Below are 26,775 nucleotides of genomic sequence, written 5' to 3'. Positions count from 1 at the left end.
TTTTGCTGATAAGCCATTAAGCGACGAATATGATAACCAAATTACCAAGATGGATATTGTGGGGTGGCGCCGTATTGGCATTCAGTGCAGGCTGTGTGAATACGGCAGCATTAATGGGTTTTACCAATTTATCTGTCTCGCATGTGACAGGTAACGTAAGCTTGTTTGCCGCTGCTGTCGCTTATTTAGATATTCAAAGCCTTTTATTTATCGGCGCGTTACTGCTGTCTTTTTTGGCAGGGGCTGTATTAAGTGGTTTTATTATCGGTCAGACGTCATTGAAGCTTGGTCGACGTTATGGCAATGCGCTTTATATTGAAGCGGCACTATTGTTAATAAGCTATTGGTTATACCAGCAGCATGATTATCTAGGACAGCTTGCCGCTGCTATGGCATGTGGCTTACAGAATGCAATGGTCGCAACTTATAGCGGTGCAGTGATTCGTACCACGCATTTAACAGGACTAACCTCAGATATGGGCGCTGCTATTGGTAATTGGCTGGCGGGTCGTCGCATTAGTAAGCCAACATTAGGCTTTCAGGCGATTATTTGGTACTGTTTTTGCGCTGGCAGTGCCGTAGGTGCTTTTTTATATGCCAGAGTCGGCTATGGTGCATTATTTTTGCCTATTATTATTGTTTTGAGCGCAGCCTTCGTATACAACTATGTATCAGACAATCTACCAGAAAAAAGACAGCCGAGAAAAAAGCGCCCATCAGTTTGATAAGCACTTCTTCATTTTTAAATTTTATTTTAATCGAATCCATACAGACTACTTATCGTCTTCTTTATGATCTTCATGTTCGTGCAACCCTTGCATCATATCTAACGCAGAATCGTCAGTACGCTGTTGATCTTCTTTAGCCAATCCATCTTGGTTGATGTCTTTTGGTGCCATTTTGGTGGTTGCATCAGTTTTATTCGCGTCTGTCATAAAGCGCTCCTGTTTGTTTTTATTGATGATTTTCTATTTAACCCTCTGATTATGTGACATCAGTTTTTGCTTGTATAGTCCCAAATGATGAATGTTTAGAGGCTTTATGTAATTTTTATTAATTAGGATCGTCATATAAAGCAGTGAGATAGCCACTGTTGAATCCAAGAAACCAAACCAAGTCGATAGTTGATTTTTTTTAATGAATCAAACAGATATTTTAAAAATTCATATAGATGTATTCATATATAAGTTATTCTGATATGATATTTTCGCGCGTAATGTTCACTATATGAATATCATGATGTCTTGCAATAATTTTCGACTTAGTACTCATTCTGGATGCGATAAGGATAATTTATGTCAGAGAAAAAACTGGATAGCCATCTGCCTGATGATGGTAACGAGTATTTATTTACCGATACGTTCCCAAAGGGAACGGGAAAAGGATTGATTGTTGTCGCCATTGCAGCAATTATTAGTTTTATTATTTATAGCGTATTACCATTTGAGGTCGGTGCCAATAAAGGGCTTGCATTGTTATTCTTCATTGGTGTGCTATGGCTCACTGAAGCGATACACGTCACTATCACTGCGATCTTAGTGGTTGTGGTTGGGACATTAATTGCTATTCCTGATTTCAATGCCGAAACTGGTTTACAGAGCTTTGCTAGTCCCATTATTTATCTTTTCTTTGGTGGTTTTGCTTTGGCTGCAGCGTTACATATGCAGAAATTGGACAAAAAAATTGCGCTAAAGATTTTGTCGATGTCAGGTGGCAAGCTAAATACGGCTGTGTTTTTGATATTTGGTGTCACTGCGTTTTTGTCAATGTGGATATCGAATACCGCGACGACAGCGATGATGTTGCCACTGGCACTCGGTATTCTGACGCAAGTTGACCGCGAAAAAGATCGTAGTACGTTAGTCTTTGTGCTGTTGGGTATTGCATATTCAGCAAGTATCGGTGGTTTGGGTACTATTGTTGGTTCACCGCCCAATGCTATTGCTGCAAAAGAGCTTGATGTTAGTTTTGTTGAATGGATGAAGTTTGGCATACCAATGATGCTTGTGTTACTGCCAGTATTATTGGGTGCGATGTATGTGTATCTGAAGCCGAACTTGAATCGTAAGATTGTACTGATTGACGATGATCCTATTCCTTGGACCAAACCACGTGTGGTGACCATTATTATCTTTATCGTCACTGCATTGAGCTGGATATTTTCCACACAAATCGGTGAGGGACTGGGTATCGAAGACACCGATGCCATTGTTGCCTTGCTTGCAGCAGTGGCGGTCGTGAGTTTGGGTCTAGTATCTTGGAAAGAAGTGTCGGACAACACGGACTGGGGTGTATTGATGTTATTCGGTGGCGGTATTGCGCTATCGAATATCCTAAAAGTATCAGGTGCGTCATTAGTACTGGGTGAAACGGTCGCGAATGCGCTGTCTTCTGCACCGCTTATCGTTGTCATGCTTGCGATCTCCGCTTTTATTATTTTCTTGACAGAGTTTGCATCAAACACGGCTTCAGCAGCGCTTTTAGTACCTGTGTTTGTGGCAATTGCCGAACACATGGGTATACCGAGCGAGGTCTTAGTACTTATTATCGGTATCGGTGCTTCTTGTGCCTTTATGCTACCCGTTGCCACGCCGCCAAACGCTATTGTGTTTGGTACTGGACTGATCAAACAAAATGAGATGATACGTGTTGGTATGATTCTTAATATCATTTCCATTTTTATCGTGGGGCTATGGGCTTACTTTTTCTTATTGTAAGCAAGTTGTTTATTAGAATTTTATGGTTAAATAAAAACCCGATTCCTCACGACTGTGAGAGATCGGGTTTTTTATTTGCTTTTATTCTTAGGCGGTGTATAAGATAACTATAATGGTTTTTAATAAGGACTGCGTAACATGCTAACCCTATATATGGTTCAATTAGGCGGTCGTCCCAAAGGACGGTTGATTGAACAACACGATATTTTCTTTGGCGTAGCAGGTCAGCTAAATGAGTTGATTGCAGATATCAATAACCATTGGCCTGAAGTGAAAAATAAGTGGCATATTGATTCATACCGCGCTACTTATCGAGCCTTTTGCCAGAGCACTTGATAAAAGTTATAGAAGATAAAGAATACGTAGGATATTTAAGTATTAAAAATCTTAAAAAATTAGCACTGTGATAATATTAATTGTCGATTATGTCTTTATGACTTCTAAGAGATACGTCTAATCACTCCTTATCTCTGTGAGATTTTTAGTTATTTTATAAATTTGCTACGTTCTAGAAGCGACAACTCAAGTCTAGGTCATACACGAGTAACTTGAATCACAGCTCAATTATCCCCATAATCTAATTACTCCTAAATAATAAATAGCCTAAGTAAATATGCCTGATACTTCAAAAGAAAATCAAGAAAAAAGCCAGCCTGTACAAGCGGAAAATCTGAACACCGAGACAAAAAATACGCAAAAAGAAAGTATAGATACGCAACACGTTATTTCTGTTGCTAATTTACCCGTGCTCGCGAAGGACGAGTATTATCTCAGTCGCCTTGAGCGTGAGCTGGCACGTGCAAAATCGTCTGCTAATAAAAACAGCACTACGGATGACAAACACAACGTTAAAAATAGCAATGATTTGGATAAAAAACGCGCCCAATATGAGCAATTAAAAGCTCGCTCGCAACAAGCGGTACAAGCGCGTATAGAGAGCATTCCAGATGGGTTGGCAGAAAAACTGAATCAGGATTTGCCTGTTAGCCAACGTGGTGATGATTTGATTCAGGCAATCATCGATAACCAAGTGATTATCGTTGCAGGTGAGACAGGCTCAGGTAAAACTACGCAGCTGCCTAAGTTAGCAATGTTAGCAGGGCGCGGTATACGTGGGCAAATAGGACATACACAGCCTCGACGACTGGCGGCACGCAGTGTGGCAAACCGTATCGCTGAAGAATTGGGCGAGCAGCTGGGTAATACGGTCAGCTTCAAGATTCGCTTTAACGAGCAGGGCACGGCGCAATCTGTCGTTAAGCTCATGACTGATGGTATTTTGCTTGCTGAACTTGGTCATGATCGTTTTTTGAGTAAATATGATACTATTATTATTGATGAAGCCCATGAGCGTAGTTTAAACATTGACTTTATTATGGGTTATTTAAAAAAACTGCTGCCCAAGCGCCCTGATTTAAAAGTCATTATTACCTCAGCGACGCTGGACACTAAACGCTTTAGTGAATACTTTAGTCGCTACGATAATAAGCTTAAACGGCAAATTCCTGCGCCTATTTTTAATGTCGAAGGACGAAGCTTCCCGGTCGAAGTGCGTTATCGTCCGCTAACAGATGAGCCAGTAACCAGCTCAGACGATGATAGCTATGACGACTTTGAGGAAAATCTGCCACGTGCGGTGGTTGCTGCAGTGGAAGAATGCTTTAGCGATGCACAAAATAAAGGTCATGCTGATCAAGCAGATATCTTGGTATTTGCAGCCACTGAAGCTGAGATTCGTGAGCTTCAGGAAGTACTTGAGCGTCATGGACCTAAACATACAGAAGTGTTGCCACTATTTGCACGGCAGACTTATGAAGAGCAGCAGCGTATTTTTCAACCGTCAGGTCGCGGTCGGCGTATTGTTATCGCGACTAACGTCGCTGAGACGGCATTGACCGTACCGGGTATCCGCTATGTGATTGATTTGGGTTTTGCGCGTATATCGCGCTATTCGTATCGCTCACGCGTGCAGCGCCTGCCAATTGAAGCCATCTCGCAAGCTGCTGCCAATCAGCGTAAAGGGCGTTGTGGTCGTGTTGCGCCGGGTGTTTGTATTCGTTTATATAGCGAAGAGGACTTTACTGGTCGTCCTGAATTTACGGAACCTGAGATTTTACGCACTAACTTAGCATCCGTTATTTTACAAATGGCAAATCTGCGCTTAGGTAGTGTCGATGATTTTGCCTTTATTGAGCCACCTGACAGTCGCTTAGTTACTGATGGGCATAAATTGCTTGATGAATTGGGTGCGATTACTGCTAAAAACGACGTACCTTCAGCCAAACAAACTAACAAACCAAAATCAAAACAGGGTCTGGATCATCTGGTTCTGACACCGACTGGTCAAAAGATGGCACGTATGCCAATCGATCCAAGGCTGGCACGTATGCTGGTAGCTGGTAGCGATTTTGATTGTATCCGAGAAATGCTTATTGTCGTTGCGGCGCTTGCTGTCCAAGATCCACGCGAGCGTCCGGCGAATAAGCGCCAGCAAGCGGATCAGAAGCATGCTGAATTTCGCCAAGATGACTCTGATTTTTTATTCTATTTAAGTCTGTGGAAAGCCCTGTTTGAGAAAGACGAAGATGGCAATAAGTTGTCTGGCAATCAGCGCAAACAGTTTACGAAGAAAAACTATCTAAGCTTCCCGCGTGTACGGGAGTGGAGTCAAACCCATCGTCAGTTAGTACAAATGGTCACTGAGCTTAAGCTGACTGATGCTAATGAGGCAAAAACTGCTGACAAAAATGCCTCGAAGGAAGTGACTCACAGTGACCCTACCGCGATTGAAGATGAAGCACTCAAAGCTGTTAAATACGCAAATTTACATCGAGCATTGTTAACGGGTTTGTTGTCTACGATTGCTCACAAAACTGAAAATCGCGGTGAATACTTAGCGGCTCGCCAGCAGAAAGCCAAAATATTCCCAGCCAGTACGGTTTTTAAGCAAATGCCACCTTGGGTCATGGCTTTTGAAGTGGTTGAGACATCGCAAGTCTTTATGCGTACCGTTGCCAAGATTGAACCAGAATGGATTATCTCAGCCGCCGGTAACTTATTAAAGTATCACTACTTTGAGCCACATTGGTCGAAAAAAACTGGTCGCGTCAAAGCTTATGCGCAGATCAGTTTGTTCGGTCTGATTATTATCAGTAAGCAGCTGACCAACTATGAGCAAGTTAATCTAAGCGAGTCGCGCGAGATATTTATCCGAGATGGTCTGGTTACTGGAAATTTAGGCAGACAAGCGCCTTTCTTACAGCATAATATGGATAAAATTGCAGACATTGAACGCATCGAGGATAAATTACGCCGCCGTGATTTATTGGTCGATGAAGAGTCCTTGTATCAGTTTTATGATAAAAAAATCCCCGATCATATTGCGAGCCGCAAAACATTTGAAGACTGGCGTGCCGAAGTTGAAAAAACCGATACTAAGTATCTGTTTTTTACCGATGAAGACGTGCTTAATAGCCAAGCACCGACCACAGGCGATTTTCCAGAAGTGTGGAAGCTTGGTGATTTAAAGCTGCCACTACGCTATATCTTTGATCCAGCGAGCGATGATGATGGGGTGACCATTCGTGTGCCGCTTGTCGCGCTACCGCAGCTTGATGCGATTGAGCTGTTATGGGGTGTACCCGGTTGGCGTTTTGAGCTGGTATTACAGTTATTAAAGTCATTACCAAAAGACATTCGTCGTCAGATTGTACCTATTCCTGATACTGCTGATAGTTTGTTTGATGAGTTGCAGCCTGCGGGTGGACAAGGATTGCTAAAGCAGCTTTGCCAAGCGCTTAACCGCCGTGGCATTATGTCAGTCACCGCTGAGCATTTTAATCCGTCTAGTATTGATCGTTATTTGCAGCCACAAATCTGCGTGGTCGATGATAAGAACCGTATCATCGAAAAAGGACGCGATCTGCAAACGCTACAGATTCGCCACGCTTCTCAGACGCGCCAAGCGGTGAATGAGCAGCAAGGCGCGCATACAGAATTTCCCGAGCACTTTGCCTTTAGTAAAAACCATCATAGCGCAGGCGTGGTTATGAAGCAGTTTGCTGCTTTGGTTGCTGATGAGGCAGGTGAAGCGGTATCTATCCATCAATATACCGATGTTAATGCAGCACTGCAGGCGCACCGTATTGGGGTCTTAACCTTGATAAAAGGTAAACTTGGTTCTAAGAAAAAACAGCTGACCAGTCAAGTCGACAACATATTTAAACTGGCATTCGCACCGCTTGGTGATATGGAAAAGCTTAAGACTATCATTATTGATGCGACTTTAGATGCAACACTCGAAGAGCACTATGTATTGTTTGATCATACGGCAGACCTACCTGAGAGTGCAGATGATGTTGCGGTAGGGCTTAGCGAGGAGCTACCCTTTACTCCTGAAGAGTATAGCCAAACGCTCGATGTGATACTAAGTAACTTTTTATTGGTTGGTCAAGCGGTCATAAAAACCCTCAAAAATGTCTATACCCGCTGGCAACGTATTCGCCAAAGTATGCTAATGCTTGATCGAGAGATATTTGGCGAGTCTATTGAAGATATTGAAGATCAGTTAGCAGATTTGCATTTGGCAGATTTTGTTTATCGTATGGATTATAGCCACTGGCAGCAGTATCCACGCTATCTGGAGGCGCTAGAGATTCGTATCGACCGCCTTGAGCACAATGTCGAAGCCGACCTTGATGGCGTCTATGCCCTTGACTTACATATGGAAAGACTTGCAGGACGTGCTAATGATAAAGCCATCAACGATTATCGCTGGATGGTCGAAGAGTACCGCATTCAACTGTTTGCTCAGCCGATGAAAACCCGTATGGCGGTATCGCCTAAGCGTCTCAGTAAGATATGGGATAAAATGAGTTAGTATAAAAGTAAGTACTTCAGTAACCGTTCGCAAATTTTTATGGTTATGCTTTTAGTTGCCATTTGCTAAAAGCATGACACTCTTGCCCGTATTATCAAAAATATTATTCAACCGCTTATATAGATATCTTAGATATTATCATGACACTGGCTGCTAAGCTCATATCTTACAAGCCTTTCTAGAGGAGTAAGTATTCAAGCATTCGTCCTGCACCGATTGCTAACCTCTACAGTGTTTCAGTTATCATTTTTATAAAATTAATGCATCCCTTTCACGTTAACAGTCGTATTTGAATCTCTGTCATCTCCTACATTGGCTGGTGTTGTGACCGCATTTGTACAAGGTATTAGTTTGTTATTACCGCAATTATTCCGTACTTTGCCGGATTTTTGCGTGAGTGGTCAGGTAGCTTTCAAGCCGTTTGGCTGATGCTACTTATCACATTGGTGAGCATGCTGATTATTACTATGAAGCTTGCGCCTGAGAGTTATGCAAAGACAATGAATTATTCATAAAATCAAATCAAGGATTGAAGATGAGAATTACAGCTATGGATAGCGTCTCTTGTACTGAGACACAAGATACAAAAATCTCGTTACTCACGGGCGAGATGGCACAAGATATGGTGAATGCTGCATTTATAGAGTCTAAAAGGCATGGTCTAATGGTATCGGTGACGGTGGTTGATCGTTCTGGGCAAATACTGGCCTTTTTAAAGGATCACCGAGCGGGTGTGCACACTATTCGCTCAAGTTATAAAAAAGCCTATACAGCCAATTCGCAAAAAAGAGAAACAGCGGTTATCGCAAGAGGCGTTGCGGACGGTAGCATTGCTGCCGACATCAGGTACCTTGATGAAAACATACTGATAATGCCGGGTGGTATTCCTGTATATATTGATGGTATTGTGGCTGGTGGTATTGGTGTGGGCGGCGCACATGGCAATGAAGACGTAAGTATTGCTCGCGCAGGCTTAAGCGTTTTAGAGTAAATATATAGGGGGAGTTTCACGCACTAATTTTTAATTTTCACAATCTTTAGGCAGTGCGTAGATATAGCTTATAGATTTTCCCTAAATAATACAGGTATGAATAAAATAAAAAAAGGCTGGATTAGCAATCGCTAACTCAGCCTTTTTACGTTAAAAAAGAAAAACTAATATACTCATACCGGTAAATAAGTTGAAAGCAATGACTGGCTCAAAGACATTGAGTTGTAGCTGAGCGTTCTCTGATGCCATAACGATAGCGGTATCAATACCCATTACCTGAAAACACGCTTGATTGAGCTACCAAGATGCATCTTAAGCAAGCGATACTATGCCAAGCCTGCATGAGGCCCCTAGGATTGCAAGCGTAAGTCATGAGCAATCTTTGATAGACGAGCAGCAAATAAGTGATGTAAGCGCACACCGCCGACAGTGAAGTTTTCAAAAGCACGTAAGGTTTGGATGCCGTATTAAGCGTCAGCCGGCATATCGCGATGATCAAGTAAGTCGTATTCTTGGCGAGTAGTGGTTGCTATTTAATGGAATTCCTTCAATAAAAATTCCTGACAAAAACGTCCATTGTCTGCGATATTTATAATAACCCTGTTATTACTATGGCGATGTCGTCTCAAATGAGCATTATAGACAACATTTCAATATAAGTGCCTTATATTGTGACTAATATGGCTGTTTATTTAAAGTAAAGACCAAGACTGCGCTCAAGATGACAGTACTTGCTATCATAAAAGTTAAAGTGATCGGCTCGGACAAAATCACCACGCCGAGTAAAGCTGCAAGCACCGGCACACAAAGCTGTATAACGGCAGCCTGCGTATTTTTTAATAAAGGCATAGCCATATACCAGATGCTGTAGCCGATGCCAGAGGCAATTGCCCCTGATGCACACGCTAACCATATCCCATCCATGGTGATACTGTCGATATGAATGAGTTGCACATCCATAATGTTTTGATATATAAAACCAGCGACTAATAATATTGGTATCGCTAGCAAACTTCTGATGAAATTAAAACCTGTGGCTCGCAGCGGTGAGAGACAGGTCTTACCGCGTATGCTATAGATACCCCATGCCACACCACTGATTGCCATGAGCATGGCAGCGAGTAATGAAGGCATTGAGGCTGATGGTAGCATCAAATATACAAATCCTGTGATGGCAATAATAAAGGCAATCCATTGCAAATGACTCAACGTCTCTTTTTTATAAATCCCCCAACCAATCATAGTGAGTTGAACCGCTGAAAATAAAATCAGCGCCCCAGTGCCAGTCTCAAGCTCTACATAGGCAATCGAAAAACACAGCGCATAAATAACTAAGCTTATGCTACTCAGCCAATTCCCTCTTTCACTTAACATCTCTTCATTGAAAGAATGACTGAGTCTCAGTTTGCGATGTCTTAAGTAGTAGGACTGAGTTGCCATGATCATACTCAAGCAGACAGCAGCGCTTAATAGGCGAACAATGGTAAAGCTCCAAGCATCTATATAACCCTCTGCTAAGGCCATCCTACAAAACAGAGAGTTTGCAGCAAAGGCTATTAACGCAATCAGCGTATACAATGTGACTTTCAAAAATAATTCCTACAATTAGTAAGTGAGTTTTTGCATAAAATAGAGCAGCTTTAAATAGAGTGGTTTTGATGCCATCATTAACAATAATAACAAAGGAAACCCTATGGATTGGGCAAGTATTTTTATTCATGATACAACATGGACATTTGCTGCTGAGATACTGATACGTGTCATTGTCATGTTTGTGCTGATCATTTCATTCTTGCGCTTTACCGGTAAGCGCGGCGTTCGTCAGTTATCCATCTTTGAGCTGACCATTATTTTGTCACTGGGCTCTATCGCAGGTGACCCGATGTTTACCGAGGATTTACCGATTATTCAAGCGGTACTAATCATGAGTACGGTAATACTGCTTTACCGGCTCTGTACATGGTGCATGATGAAATATCAGCCTTTTGAAGATTTGTTAGAAGGTAAATCCTTATATGTCGTCGAAGATGGCATGCTGGTACACGACAAAATAGCAGAAGGGAAGATGTCACATGATGAGTTTTTCGCGGAAATGCGCCAACAGGGGGTCGAGCATTTAGGTCAGGTTCGTACCGGTTTGCTTGAAACCGATGGCAATTTTAGCCTGTTGTTATACCCACCTGATGACATCGGCTATGGTCTGCCACTTTTCCCGAAACAGTATCAGGCGGTTGAGCAGGTGGAATCAGGAATATATTATGCGTGTATGCATTGCGGCTATGTGGATCATATCTCTGATCCTGATCAGCTTTGTGAACGTTGTGAGAATGACTGCAAAAAATGGGCGAAGGCATTGAATTGCCAAATTGTGAGATAACAGATATCCAAAGAGCACTAAGATATGTCCTCATTTTCAAACCATTTAGGTGATGAACAATTGAATTGAGGACATGCTCTAAGCAAACGGATTATAAAAGATAAGTAGCGCTAGTGTTTTTTGGTATCGCCAATCACTTTATCCATCACCGCGAACAACAAGCCAGATAACACAAAAGTCATATGAATAATGACCTTCCACATGAGTTTATCCGCTTCTGCCTCACTTAATTCATTAGGAATATCCATAAATGATTTTAAGAGATCAATAGCAGAAATAGCGACGATGGCACCAATAACTTTTAGTTTTAGCCCAGAAAAATCTACTTTGCCCATCCAACTAGGCCTATCAACGTGATCACCTGTGTCAATTTTTGAGACAAAAATCTCATAGCCACTAAATATAATGATTAATAATAAACTGGCTACTAGGGCGAGATCGACTAACACCAATATATTCACAATGACGTCTGATACAGAAGCGCTAAAAATAGTATTGAACATCATGAGGGTTTTTTGAATGAATTTTATAAATAATAAAATAATCCCCAACACCAGCCCTAAATAAAAAGGTGCTAATATCCAGCGGCTGTTAAAAATGGTTCTTTCTAAATAGCGTTCAAGGTCTTTTAGCATGGATATCTCTTAAAATTTTTCAAAATAAAAGGATAAATAGTCTACTTCACGGATGATATTTTAGTCATTTCAGCAAGCCATTCAATCACTTGTTGTACTCGCTCAACTCGTCCACCGCTAATACGTCTAAACGGTTTTTGATGCCTATTTAGCTGACTGGCAAAATACTGACTGATCTCTTCACGCTGGTGCGGACTGTCACGTAGATTATCAGCGACCCATGGGACATCAACGTCAGTCAATAGTATCAGATCATAATGATGAGCTAATGCTGCATGAGTTAACGGTTTTGGGCAGTCGCCATAATACCAGTTGGCATAAACCATCAACTCAAACAGACTGGTATCACAAAACAGATAATGTTTATTATCAGCTGTTTGCAAGGCTTGCTCAGCGAGTTTATTTTCTAACTTAATCTGACCTTGGGCAATAGGTAGCAAATCCTCCCACGTACAGGTCAGTTGCTCGTCATCCCATTTCGCTTGCAGATAAGTACGCATGTATTCTGACACCCAAGGACAGTCAAAATGCGCGGCCAAATCACGGCATAGGGTGGTTTTACCCGTACTTTCTGCGCCTAATATCGCCACATTGATGACAGAGTTAGGCGTATGCTGCGTGAGATTGAAGGCGGTAGCGTTGTTGCCATTCATAATAAGCCCAAATTGCGATGAAGGTAAAAACGACGTATTGTAACGCGGTAAAGGTGAGACCTTTGTAAAAATAAAGCGGTACTGAGATAGCATCAGCGACAATCCAGAGTATCCAATGCTCAATCTTACGCCGTGCCATCAGCCACATCGCCATCAAAAACAGCGCAGTGGTCAGCATGTCAGTATAGTCAACCCACGTAAATAGATGCATGCCAAGCTCAGCACCATCGAAGCTGAAGTTGTTATTGATGACAGGTCTAAAATAATAAACGCCCGCGACAAAAGCTATAGTTGCCGTGGCTAATAATGCCAATATAGGTACGTCATTTTTATCTAAACGTTCTACTTGGATAAGGTTTGGCGCATCAGTAGTTTTAAGCTCTTGGTGATGCTGTTGAGCGGTGGGGTTTATATGGTCTCGATGCTGTGTAAGTTCTTTATTTTTTGACCAATTTATCCAGCCATACATACTCATAACGGTATAATAAGCATTGATAAACATATCGCCAAACAATTGCCATTTCCACAGTAGGTAGACAAATATGGCAGTGCTGACCAAGCCGATAGGGAATACCAAAATATTGGTTTTGCTGGCGAGTAGTACACTGGCTACCCCAAAGACAACCGCAATCAATTCTAACCCGATAAATAAGGTCGAATAGTCGGCATACTGACCAAACAACCAATTCAAAAGTTCCACCATTGTCATTCCAAAACAGATAATAAGTTTGATATTTCTTAATAGAGATGTAGACAGTCAAAATGCAGATCAATTATTTATACAAATAACGTGAGTCAGCAAGGCGGATTATAACGCAGCTACTGCAAAATGAAGTCAATCTTTGCTTAATCTTAGCAAGAAGCTGATTATTTGTAACAAAGTATTAGAAAAATTATATTATTCAGGCATAATAAAGGCACTTATTTTAAGTTTACAGTCATTCACCCAAAATTAGACGACTGTTGTTTTACTTCACCTTATGCTTATTTCAAGCACCATAGCAGTAGACAAGGAAGCGTATCATGACGACTTGTATCACAGGCACCGGCCTATACATCCCGCCTTTTAGCATCAGTAATGAAGAACTGGTAGAGTCCTTTAATCAGTATGTTGAAAACTATAATACAAAACACGTGGCTGACATTGAAGCAGGCACACTCACGGCTCTTCAGCCATCATCAGCGGCTTTTATCGAAAAAGTATCTGGTATCAAATCACGTTATGTGATGGAAAAAGACGGCATTTTAAATCCTGAGATTATGGCACCCGTTATTGCCTACCGTAACTTGGGCGAAGAGCTGTCTGTCATGGCAGAAATGGGTGCGGCAGCATTGAGAGATGCACTGGCTGACGCAGGTTTAGAAGCCAATGATTTAGATGGGATTATTCTTGCTTGTTCAAGCTTTCAGCGCACTTATCCTGCTGTTGCCATCGAAATTCAAAATGAGATTGGTATGGTTGGTGGTTTTGCGTATGATATGAATGTTGCCTGTAGTGCGGCAACTTTTGGTCTATCACAAGCACATGGTTCTATTGTTTCTGGTCTCGCCAAACGTGTCGCTGTGGTCAATGTTGAGATTACCTCAGCGCATCTGAACTGGCGTAATCGTGACAGTCACTTTATTTTTGGTGATGCAGCGACAGCTTCTATTGTTGAAGAACTGGACACGCCGAAAGGTTATGAAATCCTTAATGCTAAGCTATTTACAGAATTTTCGACAAATATCACCAATGAATATGGGTTTATGGATCGATCAGAGTATTTGGCCGCGCAAACGGAAATGTATGCTGATATCAATGAACCTGTTACACCTAAGCTATTTTTACAAAATGGCCGTAAAGTATTCCGCGAAGTCTGTCCAAAAGTATCAGAGATTATCACCGAGCATTTGCATGAAAATGAACTGAAAGCCAGTGATGTGAAGATGATGTGGCTACACCAAGCCAATGCCAATATGCTAGATTTGATTCTACGTACCGTTATCGGTAAAGAAGCAGATAAAGCCATAGTGCCGAGTGTCATTGCTGAATTCGCCAATACCAGCTCAGCCAGCCCGATGATTGTTTTCCACCGCTATAAAGATGAGTTAGCATCAGGTGATTTGGGTGTTATTTGCTCATTTGGCGCTGGTTACTCAATCGGCTCGGTACTGGTTCGTAAAGTTTAGTTTTTATCCTGAATTTTTTGTCATAAAAAAATAGCTAAGAGCAGTCTTAGCTATTTTTTTATGCATCTCTTTTGAAGATTTGCGTGTTATAAGTATAAGATGTTAGGGATGACAATGTGTCGGCACCAAGAGAGCTGAGGGGCTTATGTTAGCCTGATTGCTCACAATAACGACAAGATTGCTCAGAGGTTTTAATTTACCTCAAAAAATTTGCTATAATCACGGTCTTATTTCAATTATTCAATTAAAAGTCCTTTTATGAAAGAATCCTTACGCCTGCGTTTAGACCAAATGGTAGACCGTTATGAAGAGGTCACTGCCTTATTATCAGACCCGAGTGTCATCAGTGATAACAACAAATTCCGTGAACTGTCTGTCGAGCATAGTGACTTGATGGATATCACCACTTTATGGCAGAACTATGTTGGTGCAGAAAAGGATCAAGCTGATGCAGAAGTGATGCTAAAAGAAGCCTCAGATCCTGATATGAAAGAGATGATGCAAGAAGAGATTGATAACGCCAGTGACACCATCGTAGAGATGGAAGAAGCACTCAACCTCATGATGTTGCCAAAAGACCCCAATGATAAAGTGCCTGCGTTCTTGGAGATTCGTGCGGGTACAGGCGGTGACGAAGCCGCAATTTTCTCCGGCGATTTATTCCGTATGTACCAAAAGTTTGCACAGAATCAGGGCTGGACAATGGAAGTGCTGTCGGCCAGTGAGGGCGAGCACGGTGGTTATAAAGAAATTATTACTCGCGTCTCAGGCAATAGTGTCTATGGTCGTCTCAAGTTTGAATCTGGCGTACACCGTGTGCAGCGTGTCCCTGAAACGGAAAGCCAAGGCCGTGTCCATACGTCAGCCTGTACCGTCGCCGTCATGCCTGAAGTTGAGATTGATGACACCGTTGATCTGAATCCAGCAGACATCCGTTTTGATACGTTTCGTTCAAGCGGTGCCGGTGGTCAGCATGTCAACACTACAGATTCAGCTGTACGTTTGACGCACATTCCAACGGGTACCGTGGTAGAGTGTCAACAAGAACGTAGTCAACATAAAAACCGTGCGCAAGCGATGAAAATGCTGATTTCAAAAATTCAGCAAGTCAAAGTCCAAGCACAGGTCGATGCCGCTGATACGATACGTCGAGATTTGGTTGGTAGCGGTGATCGTTCAGAGCGTATCCGTACTTATAATTTCCCGCAAGGGCGTATGACAGATCATCGAATTAACCTCACGTTGTACAAGCTCGATGCTATTATGGAAGGTGACTTGGATGAAATCCTTGATGCGCTATTGCGTGAGCATCAAGCGGACTTGATGGCAAGTATTGGTGGTGTTTGATAACGGATTTACACGCCTAAGTTGAAAAGCCTGATTCGTTTTTAGCAAGTCTTTGTTTATCGGTTGAGGAGAGGTAAAAGCGTGTACAGCAAAAAGTGGCACGTTTTGTTCTCAAGGTTTGATTGGCTGTTATCAACGGTTAAAAAAGACATGGCACCGCCTGCTATGTGTTAATTGATCATTGTGTTTCATATCAAAAACGCATAATGATTGTGCCACTGCTTTATTTATAATTTTTTAATCCCTTACTTATAGTTTGTATTTATTCCTTTAATTATCTAATAATTTTGAGAGTGTTATGTCAAAGCCTAATAATCAAAATCAGCAAAGTAATCAAGAGCAAGCTCCAGAAGACGCTAACGAGCTGATTGCTCAATTGCAAGCCAAGCTAGACGATATCGTCGCTTCAGGTAAACAGCCTTACCCGAATACGTTTAAGCGCACGGATTATGCCCAAGACTTGCAGGCAGCTTTTGAAGGTATCTCAAAACAAGAAATTGCTGACAATGATGCTAAAGGCGAAAAAACACAGGTTAATGTTGCCGGTCGCGTCATGCTGAACCGTGGGGCGTTTATTGTTATCCAAGATATGACAGGTCGTATCCAGCTATATGTGGCACGCAAAGAATTAGATGAGCAGACGTTAGCAGACATCAAATCGCTAGATTTGGGTGATATCGTTGGTGTATCAGGTTATATCGGTCGTTCAGGCAAAGGCGATTTGTACGTACATATTGAAGAAATTGAGTTATTGACCAAAGCATTACGCCCAATGCCAAATAAATTTCATGGTCTAGCAGATGTGGAAGCACGCTATCGCAACCGTCATCTTGATTTGATGACCAATGAGACAACCCGTGATACCTTTATGGTTCGCAGTCAGGTTATCAGCGGTATTCGCAAATTTATGCTAAATGAGCGTTTTATGGAAGTTGAAACGCCTATGATGCATTCGATCCCAGGTGGTGCAGTGGCACGTCCGTTTGTGACTCATCATAATGCGTTAGACATGCCATTATATCTGCGTATTGCTCCTGAGCTTTATCTTAAACGCTTGGTCGTCGGTGGCTTTGAGAAAGTGTTCGAGATCAACCGTAGCTTCCGTAATGAAGGTGTTTCAACCCGTCATAATCCTGAATTTACTATGATTGAGTTTTATCAAGCGTATGCGGATTATCATGATTTGATGGATTTGACTGAGCGCTTATTTAACGAGTTGGCGATGGATATCTTAGGTACCACCGAGATTACCTATCAAGAAGAAGCCATTAGCCTAAAAGCGCCTTTCGAGCGTCTGTCTATGTCTGATGCGATTGCCAAATATGCAGAAAACTTTGATATGACCCGTATCAATGATCGTGAGTATCTAGCAGAGTACGCATCGATAACGCTTAAGCAGCAAGTAAAAGATGTCTTTGGTGTGGGTAAGTTGCAGACCATTATCTTTGAAGAAACTGCTGAGCATCAATTACGTCAGCCAACATTTATCACTGAATATCCCGCTGAAACTTCTCCACTTGCGCGTCGCAGTGATGACAACCCTGAGATTACTGACCGCTTTGAGCTGTTTGTTGGTGGTCGTGAGTTGGCAAATGGCTTTAGTGAGCTCAATGATCCTGCGGATCAGGCTGAGCGCTTCCTTGGTCAAGTGGCTGAAAAAGATGCAGGCGATGATGAAGCGATGCACTTCGATGCAGAATATATTGAAGCTCTGTCTTATGGTTTACCGCCAACAGCAGGTGAGGGTATCGGTATTGATCGCTTAGTGATGCTATTGACCGACTCTGCCAGTATTCGTGATGTTATTTTATTCCCACACATGCGCCGTAAACATGACTGATAATTAATCAGTCTTTAATCAAAATGGCTTGTTGTGTGTGAGATAAGCTATTATAGAATCAGTAAGAAGCCAGACGAATGCGCTGGCTTTTTGCTATAATAAGCATTCGAAAAATATACTTAAAATAAGCACTTTAACTACTTGGCACAATGGATCGCTATGTCGCAGCAATATCAGGTTTTGGCTCGCAAATACCGTCCCAAAAACTTTCATGAGTTGATTGGGCAAACGCATGTCTCGCAAGCGTTGATTAATGCGATTGACTATAATCGTTTGCATCATGCCTACCTCTTTACTGGCACGCGCGGTGTGGGAAAGACGACGATTGCGCGTATCTTATCTAAATGTTTGAATTGTGATACTGGTATCACCAGCACGCCATGTGGCGTATGTGATAACTGTGTAGCGATTGATCAAGGGCGTTTTATTGATCTGATTGAGATTGATGCCGCCTCTCGTACCAAAGTTGAAGACACGCGAGAACTACTTGATAACGTCCCTTATGCGCCAAGTCAAGGTCGCTATAAAGTGTACTTGATTGATGAAGTGCATATGCTGTCGACACACAGTTTTAATGCGCTTCTTAAAACCTTGGAAGAGCCACCTGAGCATGTTAAGTTCCTACTAGCAACTACTGATCCACAAAAGCTACCCATCACTATTATCTCTCGCTGCTTACAGTTTGTGCTACGTCCTTTACCACAAAGCTTGCTCAGTGAACATTTAGCCAATATTCTAACCCAAGAACAAGTAGGCTATACACAGCCTGCACTTTGGCAATTGGCTAGTGCGGCAAAAGGTTCGGTACGTGATGCTTTGTCATTGACCGATCAAGCCATTGCTTTTGGCCAAGGTGCGCTTGATGACGTGACCGTTAATTCGATGCTCGGCTTGATTGATGCGGCCGACTTAGTGAGCTTAATTACAGATATCTATAATCATGACAAATCTGCTGTCGCTGCCCATATTGAGCAGATGCGTGCGCAAATGGTCGATGCTAGCAGTATGTTTGACGGACTCGCTGAACTATTACATCAATTGTCATTGACCCAGTTATTACCTGAAGTTGCGCTTAATGTAAATGAAGCACAGGCACAAGATATCAATGCGCTTGCACAGCATATCAGCCCTGACGTGTTACAGCTTTATTATGAAATCGTGGTACAAGCGCGTGAAGGAGTCAAACTTGCTAGCACACCGATGCAAGCGCTTGAGATGTGTATTTTACGTCTCTTAGCTTTTCGTCCTTTGCCAGTCGATGAGATATTAGCGAATATACCTGATAATATGGCAACGGCTGTAGAAAAACCTACTAGCTTTGTCTCTAGCACGGCATTAATCACTGAGCCAGTGTCATCATCATCATTAGAATTACAAACTCAATCTGATAATATCGTTTATGAGAATATTGATACAAGTGTCAATGATAAACAGGATGTTGGCGCTGATAATAGTATTACTCAACATGAGCAATATTACTCAAATGACGAGGCTAGCCATTTAAGCCAGTACGACAATTCTAGCATTTATGACACGCTAGAATTGTCTAATAATCAGCCTGAACCCGTTGTTGAACCCGTTGTTGAACCCGTTGTTGAACCCGTTGTTGAACCCGTTGTTGAACCTGAGGTAAATGATTCTCAATTATTCAGTCAATCTGAAGACCCTCGTGCGCTTCTGCGTTGTCAGCCACAAGAGTTGATAGGTGAGTGGACACCAGAAAAATGGGACTATTGGCTACAAACTGCTCGTGAAGCCGCTAGTTTGGCTCAAGATGAATTGGCGCTTGCCCGTCAAGGTATGATGACAGGCAGCTGTAATGCCGAAGCTATTTTTGTCACAGCAGTCGATAGTAAGCATTTGCAGGCAACCTTTGAGCAGCTAGCGACAAAGATGCAGGTACAGTTCCCTGATGCCGCCATCAGCTTACGAATTGATAGCAGTATCGCGCAAGCCGATGATAAAACCCCAGAGCGTCGTCAACAAAAGCGTCTCGTTGAAGCTAAAACAGTGGCAGAGTCAAGATTGTTTAATACGCCAGTGATGCAGTATTTAACCGAGCGTGGCGAAGGCAAAATGGGCAAAGTTCAGTTATATTAAACAGTCATACATTTATTAATTGGTGGTTTATAAAAATTAGTACTTTATTAAAAATATTGTATCTATTAAAAAATCAAGGCGATATGGATCTATTGCCTTGATTTTTTTACTTTTATTGATTAATGAATACTCATATCTTACTCTGAGTTTAATATTAAAAGACTGTAAGATTTATCATTATCCGCTATAATGGTTAAGTTATATTAACAACTAAAAAGAAGCTTGGATGAGAATATGTTAGATAATTTACGTGGTATGGCAGTGTTTGCTAGTGTGGTCGGACACGGCTCCTTTAGTGGTTCAGCCCGTGAGCTTGGTATTACCACCAGCGCCGTCAGTCAGCAAATACGTTCTTTAGAGAACGAGCTTGGTGTGGTGTTATTACATCGCTCAACCCGTAAGCTCAGCTTAACAGAAGCGGGTGCTAGCTTTTATGAAGCGGCAAAAGATGTGGTAAGTGCGGCAGAGCAAGGTCGAATTAAAGTCAATCAATTACGTGATGAATTGGCAGGTAGTTTGCGTATTGCAACGACCCCAGAGCTTGGTGTCAATCATATTTTGCCAGCACTATCGACTTGGATGTCAGCGCACGATGATCTTAGTATCACCTATTTTGCAGATAATAATTATATTGATATGATTGATGAGCGAATCGATATTGCGATACGTATGAGCCCCAATATCAACGACTCAACTGTGAGCAATCATCCGTTATCTGATGTGCGTCAAATGTTGGTCGCTTCACCACAATATTTACGTCAGCATAAGAAAATCGAAACGCCGAAAGATTTGGCAGATCATCATCTTATCTGTATTGATATTATGAAGGATACAAATAATGTTGAACTTACTCAGACTGAGACTGGTAAAAAAACACGTATCAAAATGACGTCACGTATCCATACCAATAATGTCTTTATGGCAATGACCATCGCCAAAGAAGGTCATGGTATTCTTAGAATGATGGAAATGGATGTCAAAAAGGAGCTAGAATCTGGCAATTTGGTCGAAGTTTTGACCGGCTACCAGATGCCAAGTTTTGTACTATATGCTGTAACTTTAAACCGTGAGCAACAACCTGCAAAAATCACGCGTTGCTTAGAGGTATTAAAAAAATACTTTCATGCAAACTAAGGTTTAGTTTATCTAAATGCTAATAAATCTGATTAATAAAGAAAAAAGCCTATAGATAATTTGTCTATAGGCTTTTTTATGTTTTGGTTAAATAGACGTTAAAACGAGGGTTTTAGTAAATTAACCAAGCGTTCAACCACTTGTGAGCTTTCATCACGGCTCATATTAAGTGGTGGTAACAAACGAATCACATGAGCACCTGTGACATTGATGATAAGTTTCTGCTCATCACGAGCACGATCGATAAGCTTGCTACAGTCCATATCTTCAGGTAGAGCAATGCCAATCATCATCCCAGCGCCGCGACTGCTGACGCCATATTGTCCAAATGCGTCAACCATGCTATCACGAATAAACTGTCCCTCGTTGACGGCATTTTGCATGATATCACTGTTGGATAGTACATCATACACGCTATGTACCACTCGACTGGCTAATGGTGTACCGCCATAGGTTGAGCCATGACTACCAGCTCCAAATAAGCCATTAGCGCGACCACGTACCATACAGGCACCGACAGGGAAGCCATTACCTAAGCCTTTAGCCGTCGTTAATACATCAGGGCGTGCGCTGCTATGCTGATAAGCAAAATACTTACCTGTTCGTCCATTGCCGGTCTGCACTTCATCAAGCATGAACAGCCAATTATGTGTGTCGCATATGGCTTGTATCTGCTCAAGGTAAGTAAAGCCGTTAGCTGCCGTATTAAGACCACCTTCACCTTGAATAGGCTCTACGAATACCGCGCAAATATCCTCGTAGTCATGAGCTGCTTGTTCAATGGCGGCAATATCCCCAAATGGCACACGGATAAAATCATTATCTAAAGTGTAAAAGCCTTCGCGCGCTTTGGGGTTGGCAGTTGCTGATAATGATAATAAGGTACGACCATGGAAAGATTGCTCCATCACAATGACTTTTGGTCGCTTAAAACCCTGTTGATGTGCGTATAGACGCGCCAATTTTAGTGCGGCTTCATTTGCTTCAGCGCCACTATTGGCAAAAAATACACTGTCCATTTGCGCGGCATTACATAACACTTCACCAGCACGCTCTTGCCAGTCTATACCAAATAAATTACTGGTATGAACCAATGTTGCTGCCTGCTGTTGAATAGCGTCGGTTACTTGTGGGTGGCAATGCCCTAAACCACATACCGCGATACCAGTCAATGCGTCTAGATAAGGCGTCTCATCTTGGGTATAAAGCCAGCTTCCTGAGCCGCGGGTAAAACTGATGGGTTGACGAAGATAAGTGGGCATCAGGTAAGTAGCAGACATGTACAGCATCCTTAGAATCATAAAGTGATAAAAGTAAGAGGGTAAAGCGCTTAATGCTATAGCTCATCAGAAAACGGCGTGGACTCAGCAGGCAATGTATAGTCTTCGTTTGCCCATGCGCCAAGATCGATCAGCTTACAGTGATGACTACAAAATGGCTTATATTTATTATCTTGCCATATGGTTTGCTTACCGCATTCTGGACAAGGATACGTTTTAGGTAAAGGGCTGGCGTTAGAAGTAGATTCGGTCATAATAAGAGTAGAGAGATCCTTGGTTCTATCAACAAAGTATCCTCAAAAAGTAAGCAATAATTGATTTTCAAATCATTGCTCTATTAATCTGATTGAGAAAGCTATTTGTCGATGAGTAATCGATATCGTGATATTACTATTGGGTTGCATTGACTATATAATAGCATGCAGCCGAATAATGACAAATACTTTAAGGACAGCAAATGACTGACAACCTTGAGATTTCACATCAGCAAGAGCGAGCATTTCAACCCCAACGACTCTCAGCACCACGTGATTTTGTGATGCCAGATGCAGCACTTAAACCTAAATCATCACTCGTTTTGGAAATTGGCGCAGGGAAGGGTAAGCATGCCTTAAGCTTCGCCATGCAAAATCCTGATAAGCATCTGATTGCGATTGAGCGTACTCGCAATAAGTTTGAGGCATTTAAAAAATTGGCAGCGAAGCAGAATTCTGTCAATTTGACCGCTATTCATGCTGATGCAATTGCATGGATCGTACATGCAATTGCGCCAAACAGTATCGATAGTATCTATATCTTATATCCCAATCCTGAACAGCATAATCCTAATCAACAATGGCTTAATATGCCGTTTTTTGAGTTTTTACTGTCACGCTTACAGGTAGGCGGGGAGATAATATTGGCAACCAACATCGAAACATATATAGACAATGCTGAGCAGCAAGCGAATAAAGTTTGGTGTCTACCCAACACGCGTAGTCAGGTTGCAAGCAGCAGTCAGCGTACACATTTTGAAGTTAAATACTTAGCACGGCAAGAAACCTGTTGGGAGTTGAGCATGAAGAAACCTGAAGGTTATCAAACCAGATTCGATAAGTGGATGATAGCTGATGTGAGTATTTAAGATAATAGCCTAAGTAAAAAACAAAAGAATTACATTTCCTATCAAGCGCTAAGGTTAAATTAAAACCATAAAATAGCCTAAGCAAATAAAATCATAACATATAAAACCGCCCCTAAAAAGGCGGTTCAAAAATCCGTTGAGTACTTACGTTAAAGTAAATTTATAAAAACGGTTTTACCAAGTTATTAGAATCAGTACGAGCATCAAGCACGGTCAAAAAAGTATAAGCACCGATAAATTTCCGACTGATAAACATGAACTCTTTAGGTGGCAGATTGAACTCGAAAGACTGCATCGCTTGTGTCGCCTCATTTGAGAGGCGAGTATGCAGCTTACTATTAGCCCAAATATAACGCTGTTGGTCATCTAGACAATTAGCAGGCATATCGGTATTTATCAGAGGATCACTAAAAGGTTCAGTTGCCAACAAAAACAATGAGGCGATATCTGAACGTACTTTATCACTCATGGCATCAAAAAAGTTATAACCAGTCATGGCACTCATCATAGATTGATGATCATGATAATAACCGGCACGTAATAAATTATGAGCAATTATCAGTAAGTTGTTATCGAACTGCCGAATCGCGCCAAAATCTAATAAGACCAGTTTATCAATTTTAGTTTCGTCGCGTGCGACACGGACAAGGTAATTACCAAAGTTTGGATCCGTTTGCATCTCACCCCAAACGAAAATCTCTTGTATCATGATTTCGATAGCCGCCTGACCGATGGCATTTCGACGCTCAAGAGGGAGTAGTTGCAATGCGTCAGAAACCACACTGATACCCGGCTCATAAGACATACAAAGTAAGCGTTTGGTGGAATAATGGCGGTTAATTTTAGGTACAACATAACGTGTATCGTCAATCAAACGGTTATAGAACCGCTCTGTTGTGTCAGCTTCCGCCTCATAGTCGACTTCATGATGCAATAAGTCACGTATCTCTTCAAACCATGCATCGAGTGAACGGGTTTGTGGAACTATATTACTAACCTTTAATAGGCTCTTAAATAGAGCCAAATCAGAGTTGATTGCATCAGCCACACCCGGATATTGAATCTTTAATACCACTTGTTCACCCGTAGCTATGACGGTTGCACGGTGAACTTGGGCGAGGGATGCCGTACCAATAGGGATAGGGTCAACTTGAAGCTCATGCAGTTTATTACCCAATAAATCCTGTAAATTCTGCTCGATTTTTGGCCATGCAAGTGTCGCTGTATCATCATTAAGTGTTTGTAAGGCACGAGTAATTTCGGGTGGCAAGATATGCTCACCATAAATCGCCAGCATTTGACCAATTTTCACGACAGAGCCTTTTAATTTACCAAGCTCTTCTGCCAAATAATGTGCCTGTTCTTCCATAAAAATCTGGTTACGTGCTGTACGTGTTTCTTTATTAAGAAACATACCAGACACACTATTACCTGCCCAACGACGACCGATGTTCAACGAGGTTTTGGCAATCGACATACGACGATCAAACCCCGAGGTTTTTAAATTATCGATAGACTGCTTATTATTAGAAGACCTAGAGGTATTGTTTGTCATAGATATCGTCATTTCATCGAGTTGGTATTGATTTGTGGGTGATGTACCTACAATACAAGGGAGATGTGCTATGAGTGTACAGAATTGTATCATATAAAGAAGGCAGGTTTCGTAGCTTAGGCAAGCGACTTAGCTAAGCGGAGTTATTTACTTTGTAATTTAGGCTATCATGCTAAAATTCGTAAGCACTTTTTACCTGTTAGTTTTAGCAGCCTTTAAAAACTATAACCCATCAGAAAATTCAACCCAGCATCACGCTAGGTTGAATTTGTAAAAATTGCTACTACTACTTATAACAGATTAATTTTAAATAGGTTTTTTTAGATGTTTTCGCGAGCAATCGCATGATGACCGATATCACGGCGATAATGAGCACCATCAAAACTGATCGCTGCCGTCACAGCCAATGCTGCTTGCTGAGCATCTGAGATGCTATCTGCTAATGCAGTCACACATAATACGCGTCCGCCGTTGGTGACCACTTCTTTCTCATTGCTAAGGGCATCTTCATTGGAAAAAGCCGTACCCGCATGAAAGACTTTTACCAAATTCTGATTGTCATTATTTAATTCTGGCAAGCCTGCAATCACATCACCTTTCGATGAAGTTTCAGGGTAGCCTTTTGAGGCGATGACAATACCAAGGGCCGGGCGCTCATCCCAGTTGGCTTCGCTCGGTAATTTACCTTCGAGTCCTTGTGCAACTAAATCAACCATCGATGATTGCAGGCGCATCAAAATAGGCTGTGTCTCCGGATCGCCAAAACGGCAGTTAAACTCAATCACATACGGGTCGCCCGCATCATCAATCATGAGTCCAGCATATAAAAATCCGGTATAAGGATGACCGGCAACTTTCATCGCATCTACAACAGGCTGAATCACTTGTGCCATGACTTTATCATGAACCTCTTGAGTGACAACTGGCGCAGGAGAATATGCACCCATGCCGCCGGTATTTGGCCCAGTATCACCTTCGAAGGCACGCTTATGGTCTTGGCTGGTTGCCATTGGCAGGATATTCTCACCATCGATCATACAGATAAAGCTGGCTTCCTCGCCTTGCAAAAACTGCTCAATCACCACGCGGCTACCAGCATCGCCAAACTTGTTATCCGCTAACATATCGTCAATCGCTTCATGCGCCTGTTCGATCGTCTCAGCAACAATGACGCCTTTACCAGCAGCAAGACCATCGGCTTTAATGACAATAGGTGCGCCTTGCTCATCGATATAAGCCTTTGCCGCTACTGCATCGGTAAAGCCCTGATAAGCCGCCGTTGGAATATTGTTTTGTTCCATGAATTCTTTGGCAAAAGTCTTTGAGCCTTCTAACTGCGCGCAATACGCGGTTGGACCCCAAGCTTTGATGCCATTAGCACGACAAGCATCGACAATGCCTGTTACCAACGGTGCTTCTGGACCAACAATGACCATGTCGATAGCGTTATTCTGACAAAATTTGATAACAGCGCTGTGCTCGCCTGCATCAGTGGCGTCTTCCAAAATGACGTTTTGGCATTTGGGTTCGAGGGCAGTGCCAGCATTACCGGGCGCGATATAGATATTTTTTACATTATTATCTTTTGCACACTGCCATGCTAGTGCGTGTTCACGACCACCTGAACCAATCACCAAAATATTCATCATACCTCTTGCCCTTAGCATTAAAATTCATAATAAGTGAGTTAATAGCGAGCCAGCAAAATACTGTCCAATATTCTACGCTATTCTAACAAAAAAACGCCGCCATTGTCATGACTATGTGTCATAGCTCAGCGCCTGTCCGTCTATATTCAGCCGTATCAGATCACAATCGTCTCATTAGTAAATGTTATCGACATCTTACTGATTCATGAAATGATGTTGTACGCTTTAGCTATGCCAGCAGGTGCGTTACAATTCCACCTGAGAGATAACCTTGAGTGAATTATTTACTCATAGACTTGTTAAATCTCACAAAATAATTCGTATAG

At 42.0% G+C, this 26,775-nt stretch carries 21 protein-coding genes; 12 read left to right on the top strand and 9 right to left on the bottom strand.

What is annotated here, in order from left to right:
* Positions 1–29: 29 nt before the first annotated feature.
* Positions 30–725, top strand: coding sequence for a YoaK family protein (locus AC0J5Y_RS06930; RefSeq protein WP_475130016.1), 696 nt, complete (start codon positions 30–32; stop codon positions 723–725).
* 48 nt (positions 726–773) lie between these two features.
* On the opposite strand, the gene AC0J5Y_RS06925 is transcribed toward AC0J5Y_RS06930, so the two are convergent.
* A complete protein-coding gene (locus AC0J5Y_RS06925; protein WP_475130014.1) occupies positions 774–935 on the bottom strand; it encodes a hypothetical protein in 162 nt (53 codons plus the stop codon).
* 360 nt (positions 936–1,295) lie between these two features.
* Here AC0J5Y_RS06925 and AC0J5Y_RS06920 point away from each other — a divergent pair, with 360 nt between their 5' ends.
* From AC0J5Y_RS06920 to AC0J5Y_RS06905, 4 genes are all read left to right on the top strand, one after another.
* Complete coding sequence (locus AC0J5Y_RS06920; RefSeq protein WP_475130013.1) at positions 1,296–2,717, top strand: SLC13 family permease; 1,422 nt, start codon at positions 1,296–1,298, stop codon at positions 2,715–2,717.
* Positions 2,718–2,855: 138 nt separating this feature from the next.
* The gene (locus tag AC0J5Y_RS06915; protein ID WP_475130012.1) at positions 2,856–3,053 is read left to right on the top strand and encodes a DUF1543 domain-containing protein; all 198 of its coding nucleotides are present in this window, start codon (positions 2,856–2,858) and stop codon (positions 3,051–3,053) included.
* Between the two features lie 277 nt (positions 3,054–3,330).
* Entirely contained in the window at positions 3,331–7,596 is a 4,266-nt protein-coding gene (hrpA, locus tag AC0J5Y_RS06910) for an ATP-dependent RNA helicase HrpA (protein WP_475130011.1), read from the top strand.
* A 535-nt stretch (positions 7,597–8,131) separates the two neighbouring features.
* A complete protein-coding gene (locus tag AC0J5Y_RS06905; protein ID WP_475130009.1) occupies positions 8,132–8,587 on the top strand; it encodes a GlcG/HbpS family heme-binding protein in 456 nt (151 codons plus the stop codon).
* 675 nt (positions 8,588–9,262) lie between these two features.
* Here the strand turns inward: AC0J5Y_RS06905 and AC0J5Y_RS06900 are convergent.
* Positions 9,263–10,177: a DMT family transporter gene (locus tag AC0J5Y_RS06900; protein ID WP_475130008.1), complete on the bottom strand. Its 915-nt coding sequence runs from the start codon at positions 10,175–10,177 to the stop codon at positions 9,263–9,265.
* 103 nt (positions 10,178–10,280) lie between these two features.
* On the opposite strand from AC0J5Y_RS06900, the gene AC0J5Y_RS06895 reads away from it, so the two are divergent.
* The gene (locus AC0J5Y_RS06895) at positions 10,281–10,964 is read left to right on the top strand and encodes a DUF421 domain-containing protein (protein WP_475130007.1); all 684 of its coding nucleotides are present in this window, start codon (positions 10,281–10,283) and stop codon (positions 10,962–10,964) included.
* Positions 10,965–11,074: 110 nt separating this feature from the next.
* On the opposite strand, the gene AC0J5Y_RS06890 is transcribed toward AC0J5Y_RS06895, so the two are convergent.
* From AC0J5Y_RS06890 to pnuC, 3 genes are read right to left on the bottom strand one after another with little or no spacing between them, the layout of a single operon-like run.
* Complete coding sequence (locus tag AC0J5Y_RS06890) at positions 11,075–11,599, bottom strand: TIGR00645 family protein (RefSeq protein ID WP_475130006.1); 525 nt, start codon at positions 11,597–11,599, stop codon at positions 11,075–11,077.
* Between the two features lie 41 nt (positions 11,600–11,640).
* Positions 11,641–12,252: an AAA family ATPase gene (locus tag AC0J5Y_RS06885; protein WP_475130005.1), complete on the bottom strand. Its 612-nt coding sequence runs from the start codon at positions 12,250–12,252 to the stop codon at positions 11,641–11,643.
* Positions 12,203–12,955 carry a nicotinamide riboside transporter PnuC gene (gene pnuC / locus AC0J5Y_RS06880; RefSeq protein WP_475130004.1) on the bottom strand — a complete coding sequence of 251 codons (753 nt, stop codon included), beginning with the start codon at positions 12,953–12,955 and terminating at the stop codon, positions 12,203–12,205. Before pnuC ends, AC0J5Y_RS06885 begins: the two co-directional genes overlap by 50 nt.
* A gap of 320 nt (positions 12,956–13,275) precedes the next feature.
* On the opposite strand from pnuC, the gene AC0J5Y_RS06875 reads away from it, so the two are divergent.
* From AC0J5Y_RS06875 to AC0J5Y_RS06855, 5 genes are all read left to right on the top strand, one after another.
* Positions 13,276–14,421 (top strand): beta-ketoacyl-ACP synthase III, encoded by a 1,146-nt coding sequence (locus tag AC0J5Y_RS06875; protein WP_475130003.1) that lies wholly within the window; start codon positions 13,276–13,278, stop codon positions 14,419–14,421.
* Positions 14,422–14,679: 258 nt separating this feature from the next.
* On the top strand, positions 14,680–15,768 hold the full coding sequence (gene prfA / locus AC0J5Y_RS06870) for a peptide chain release factor 1 (RefSeq protein WP_475130002.1): 1,089 nt from the start codon (positions 14,680–14,682) through the stop codon (positions 15,766–15,768).
* 298 nt (positions 15,769–16,066) lie between these two features.
* A complete protein-coding gene (gene lysS / locus AC0J5Y_RS06865; protein WP_475130001.1) occupies positions 16,067–17,608 on the top strand; it encodes a lysine--tRNA ligase in 1,542 nt (513 codons plus the stop codon).
* Between the two features lie 159 nt (positions 17,609–17,767).
* The gene (gene dnaX / locus AC0J5Y_RS06860) at positions 17,768–19,708 is read left to right on the top strand and encodes a DNA polymerase III subunit gamma/tau (RefSeq protein ID WP_475130000.1); all 1,941 of its coding nucleotides are present in this window, start codon (positions 17,768–17,770) and stop codon (positions 19,706–19,708) included.
* A gap of 234 nt (positions 19,709–19,942) precedes the next feature.
* Positions 19,943–20,842 carry a LysR family transcriptional regulator gene (locus AC0J5Y_RS06855; RefSeq protein WP_011513737.1) on the top strand — a complete coding sequence of 300 codons (900 nt, stop codon included), beginning with the start codon at positions 19,943–19,945 and terminating at the stop codon, positions 20,840–20,842.
* Positions 20,843–20,940: 98 nt separating this feature from the next.
* On the opposite strand, the gene AC0J5Y_RS06850 is transcribed toward AC0J5Y_RS06855, so the two are convergent.
* Complete coding sequence (locus AC0J5Y_RS06850) at positions 20,941–22,122, bottom strand: acetylornithine transaminase (RefSeq protein WP_475129999.1); 1,182 nt, start codon at positions 22,120–22,122, stop codon at positions 20,941–20,943.
* Positions 22,123–22,178: 56 nt separating this feature from the next.
* Positions 22,179–22,376 (bottom strand): DNA gyrase inhibitor YacG, encoded by a 198-nt coding sequence (locus tag AC0J5Y_RS06845; RefSeq protein WP_475129998.1) that lies wholly within the window; start codon positions 22,374–22,376, stop codon positions 22,179–22,181.
* Positions 22,377–22,579: 203 nt separating this feature from the next.
* On the opposite strand from AC0J5Y_RS06845, the gene AC0J5Y_RS06840 reads away from it, so the two are divergent.
* Positions 22,580–23,245 (top strand): methyltransferase domain-containing protein, encoded by a 666-nt coding sequence (locus AC0J5Y_RS06840; RefSeq protein ID WP_475129997.1) that lies wholly within the window; start codon positions 22,580–22,582, stop codon positions 23,243–23,245.
* 160 nt (positions 23,246–23,405) lie between these two features.
* On the opposite strand, the gene AC0J5Y_RS06835 is transcribed toward AC0J5Y_RS06840, so the two are convergent.
* Positions 23,406–24,800 carry an ABC1 kinase family protein gene (locus tag AC0J5Y_RS06835; RefSeq protein ID WP_475129996.1) on the bottom strand — a complete coding sequence of 465 codons (1,395 nt, stop codon included), beginning with the start codon at positions 24,798–24,800 and terminating at the stop codon, positions 23,406–23,408.
* A gap of 320 nt (positions 24,801–25,120) precedes the next feature.
* Positions 25,121–26,446 carry a phosphoribosylamine--glycine ligase gene (gene purD / locus AC0J5Y_RS06830; protein WP_475132116.1) on the bottom strand — a complete coding sequence of 442 codons (1,326 nt, stop codon included), beginning with the start codon at positions 26,444–26,446 and terminating at the stop codon, positions 25,121–25,123.
* Positions 26,447–26,775: the final 329 nt, after the last annotated feature.

The organism is Psychrobacter sp. TS_SC_6 (genome assembly GCF_056156305.1).
This window is presented reverse-complemented; position numbering and strand designations above follow the sequence as displayed.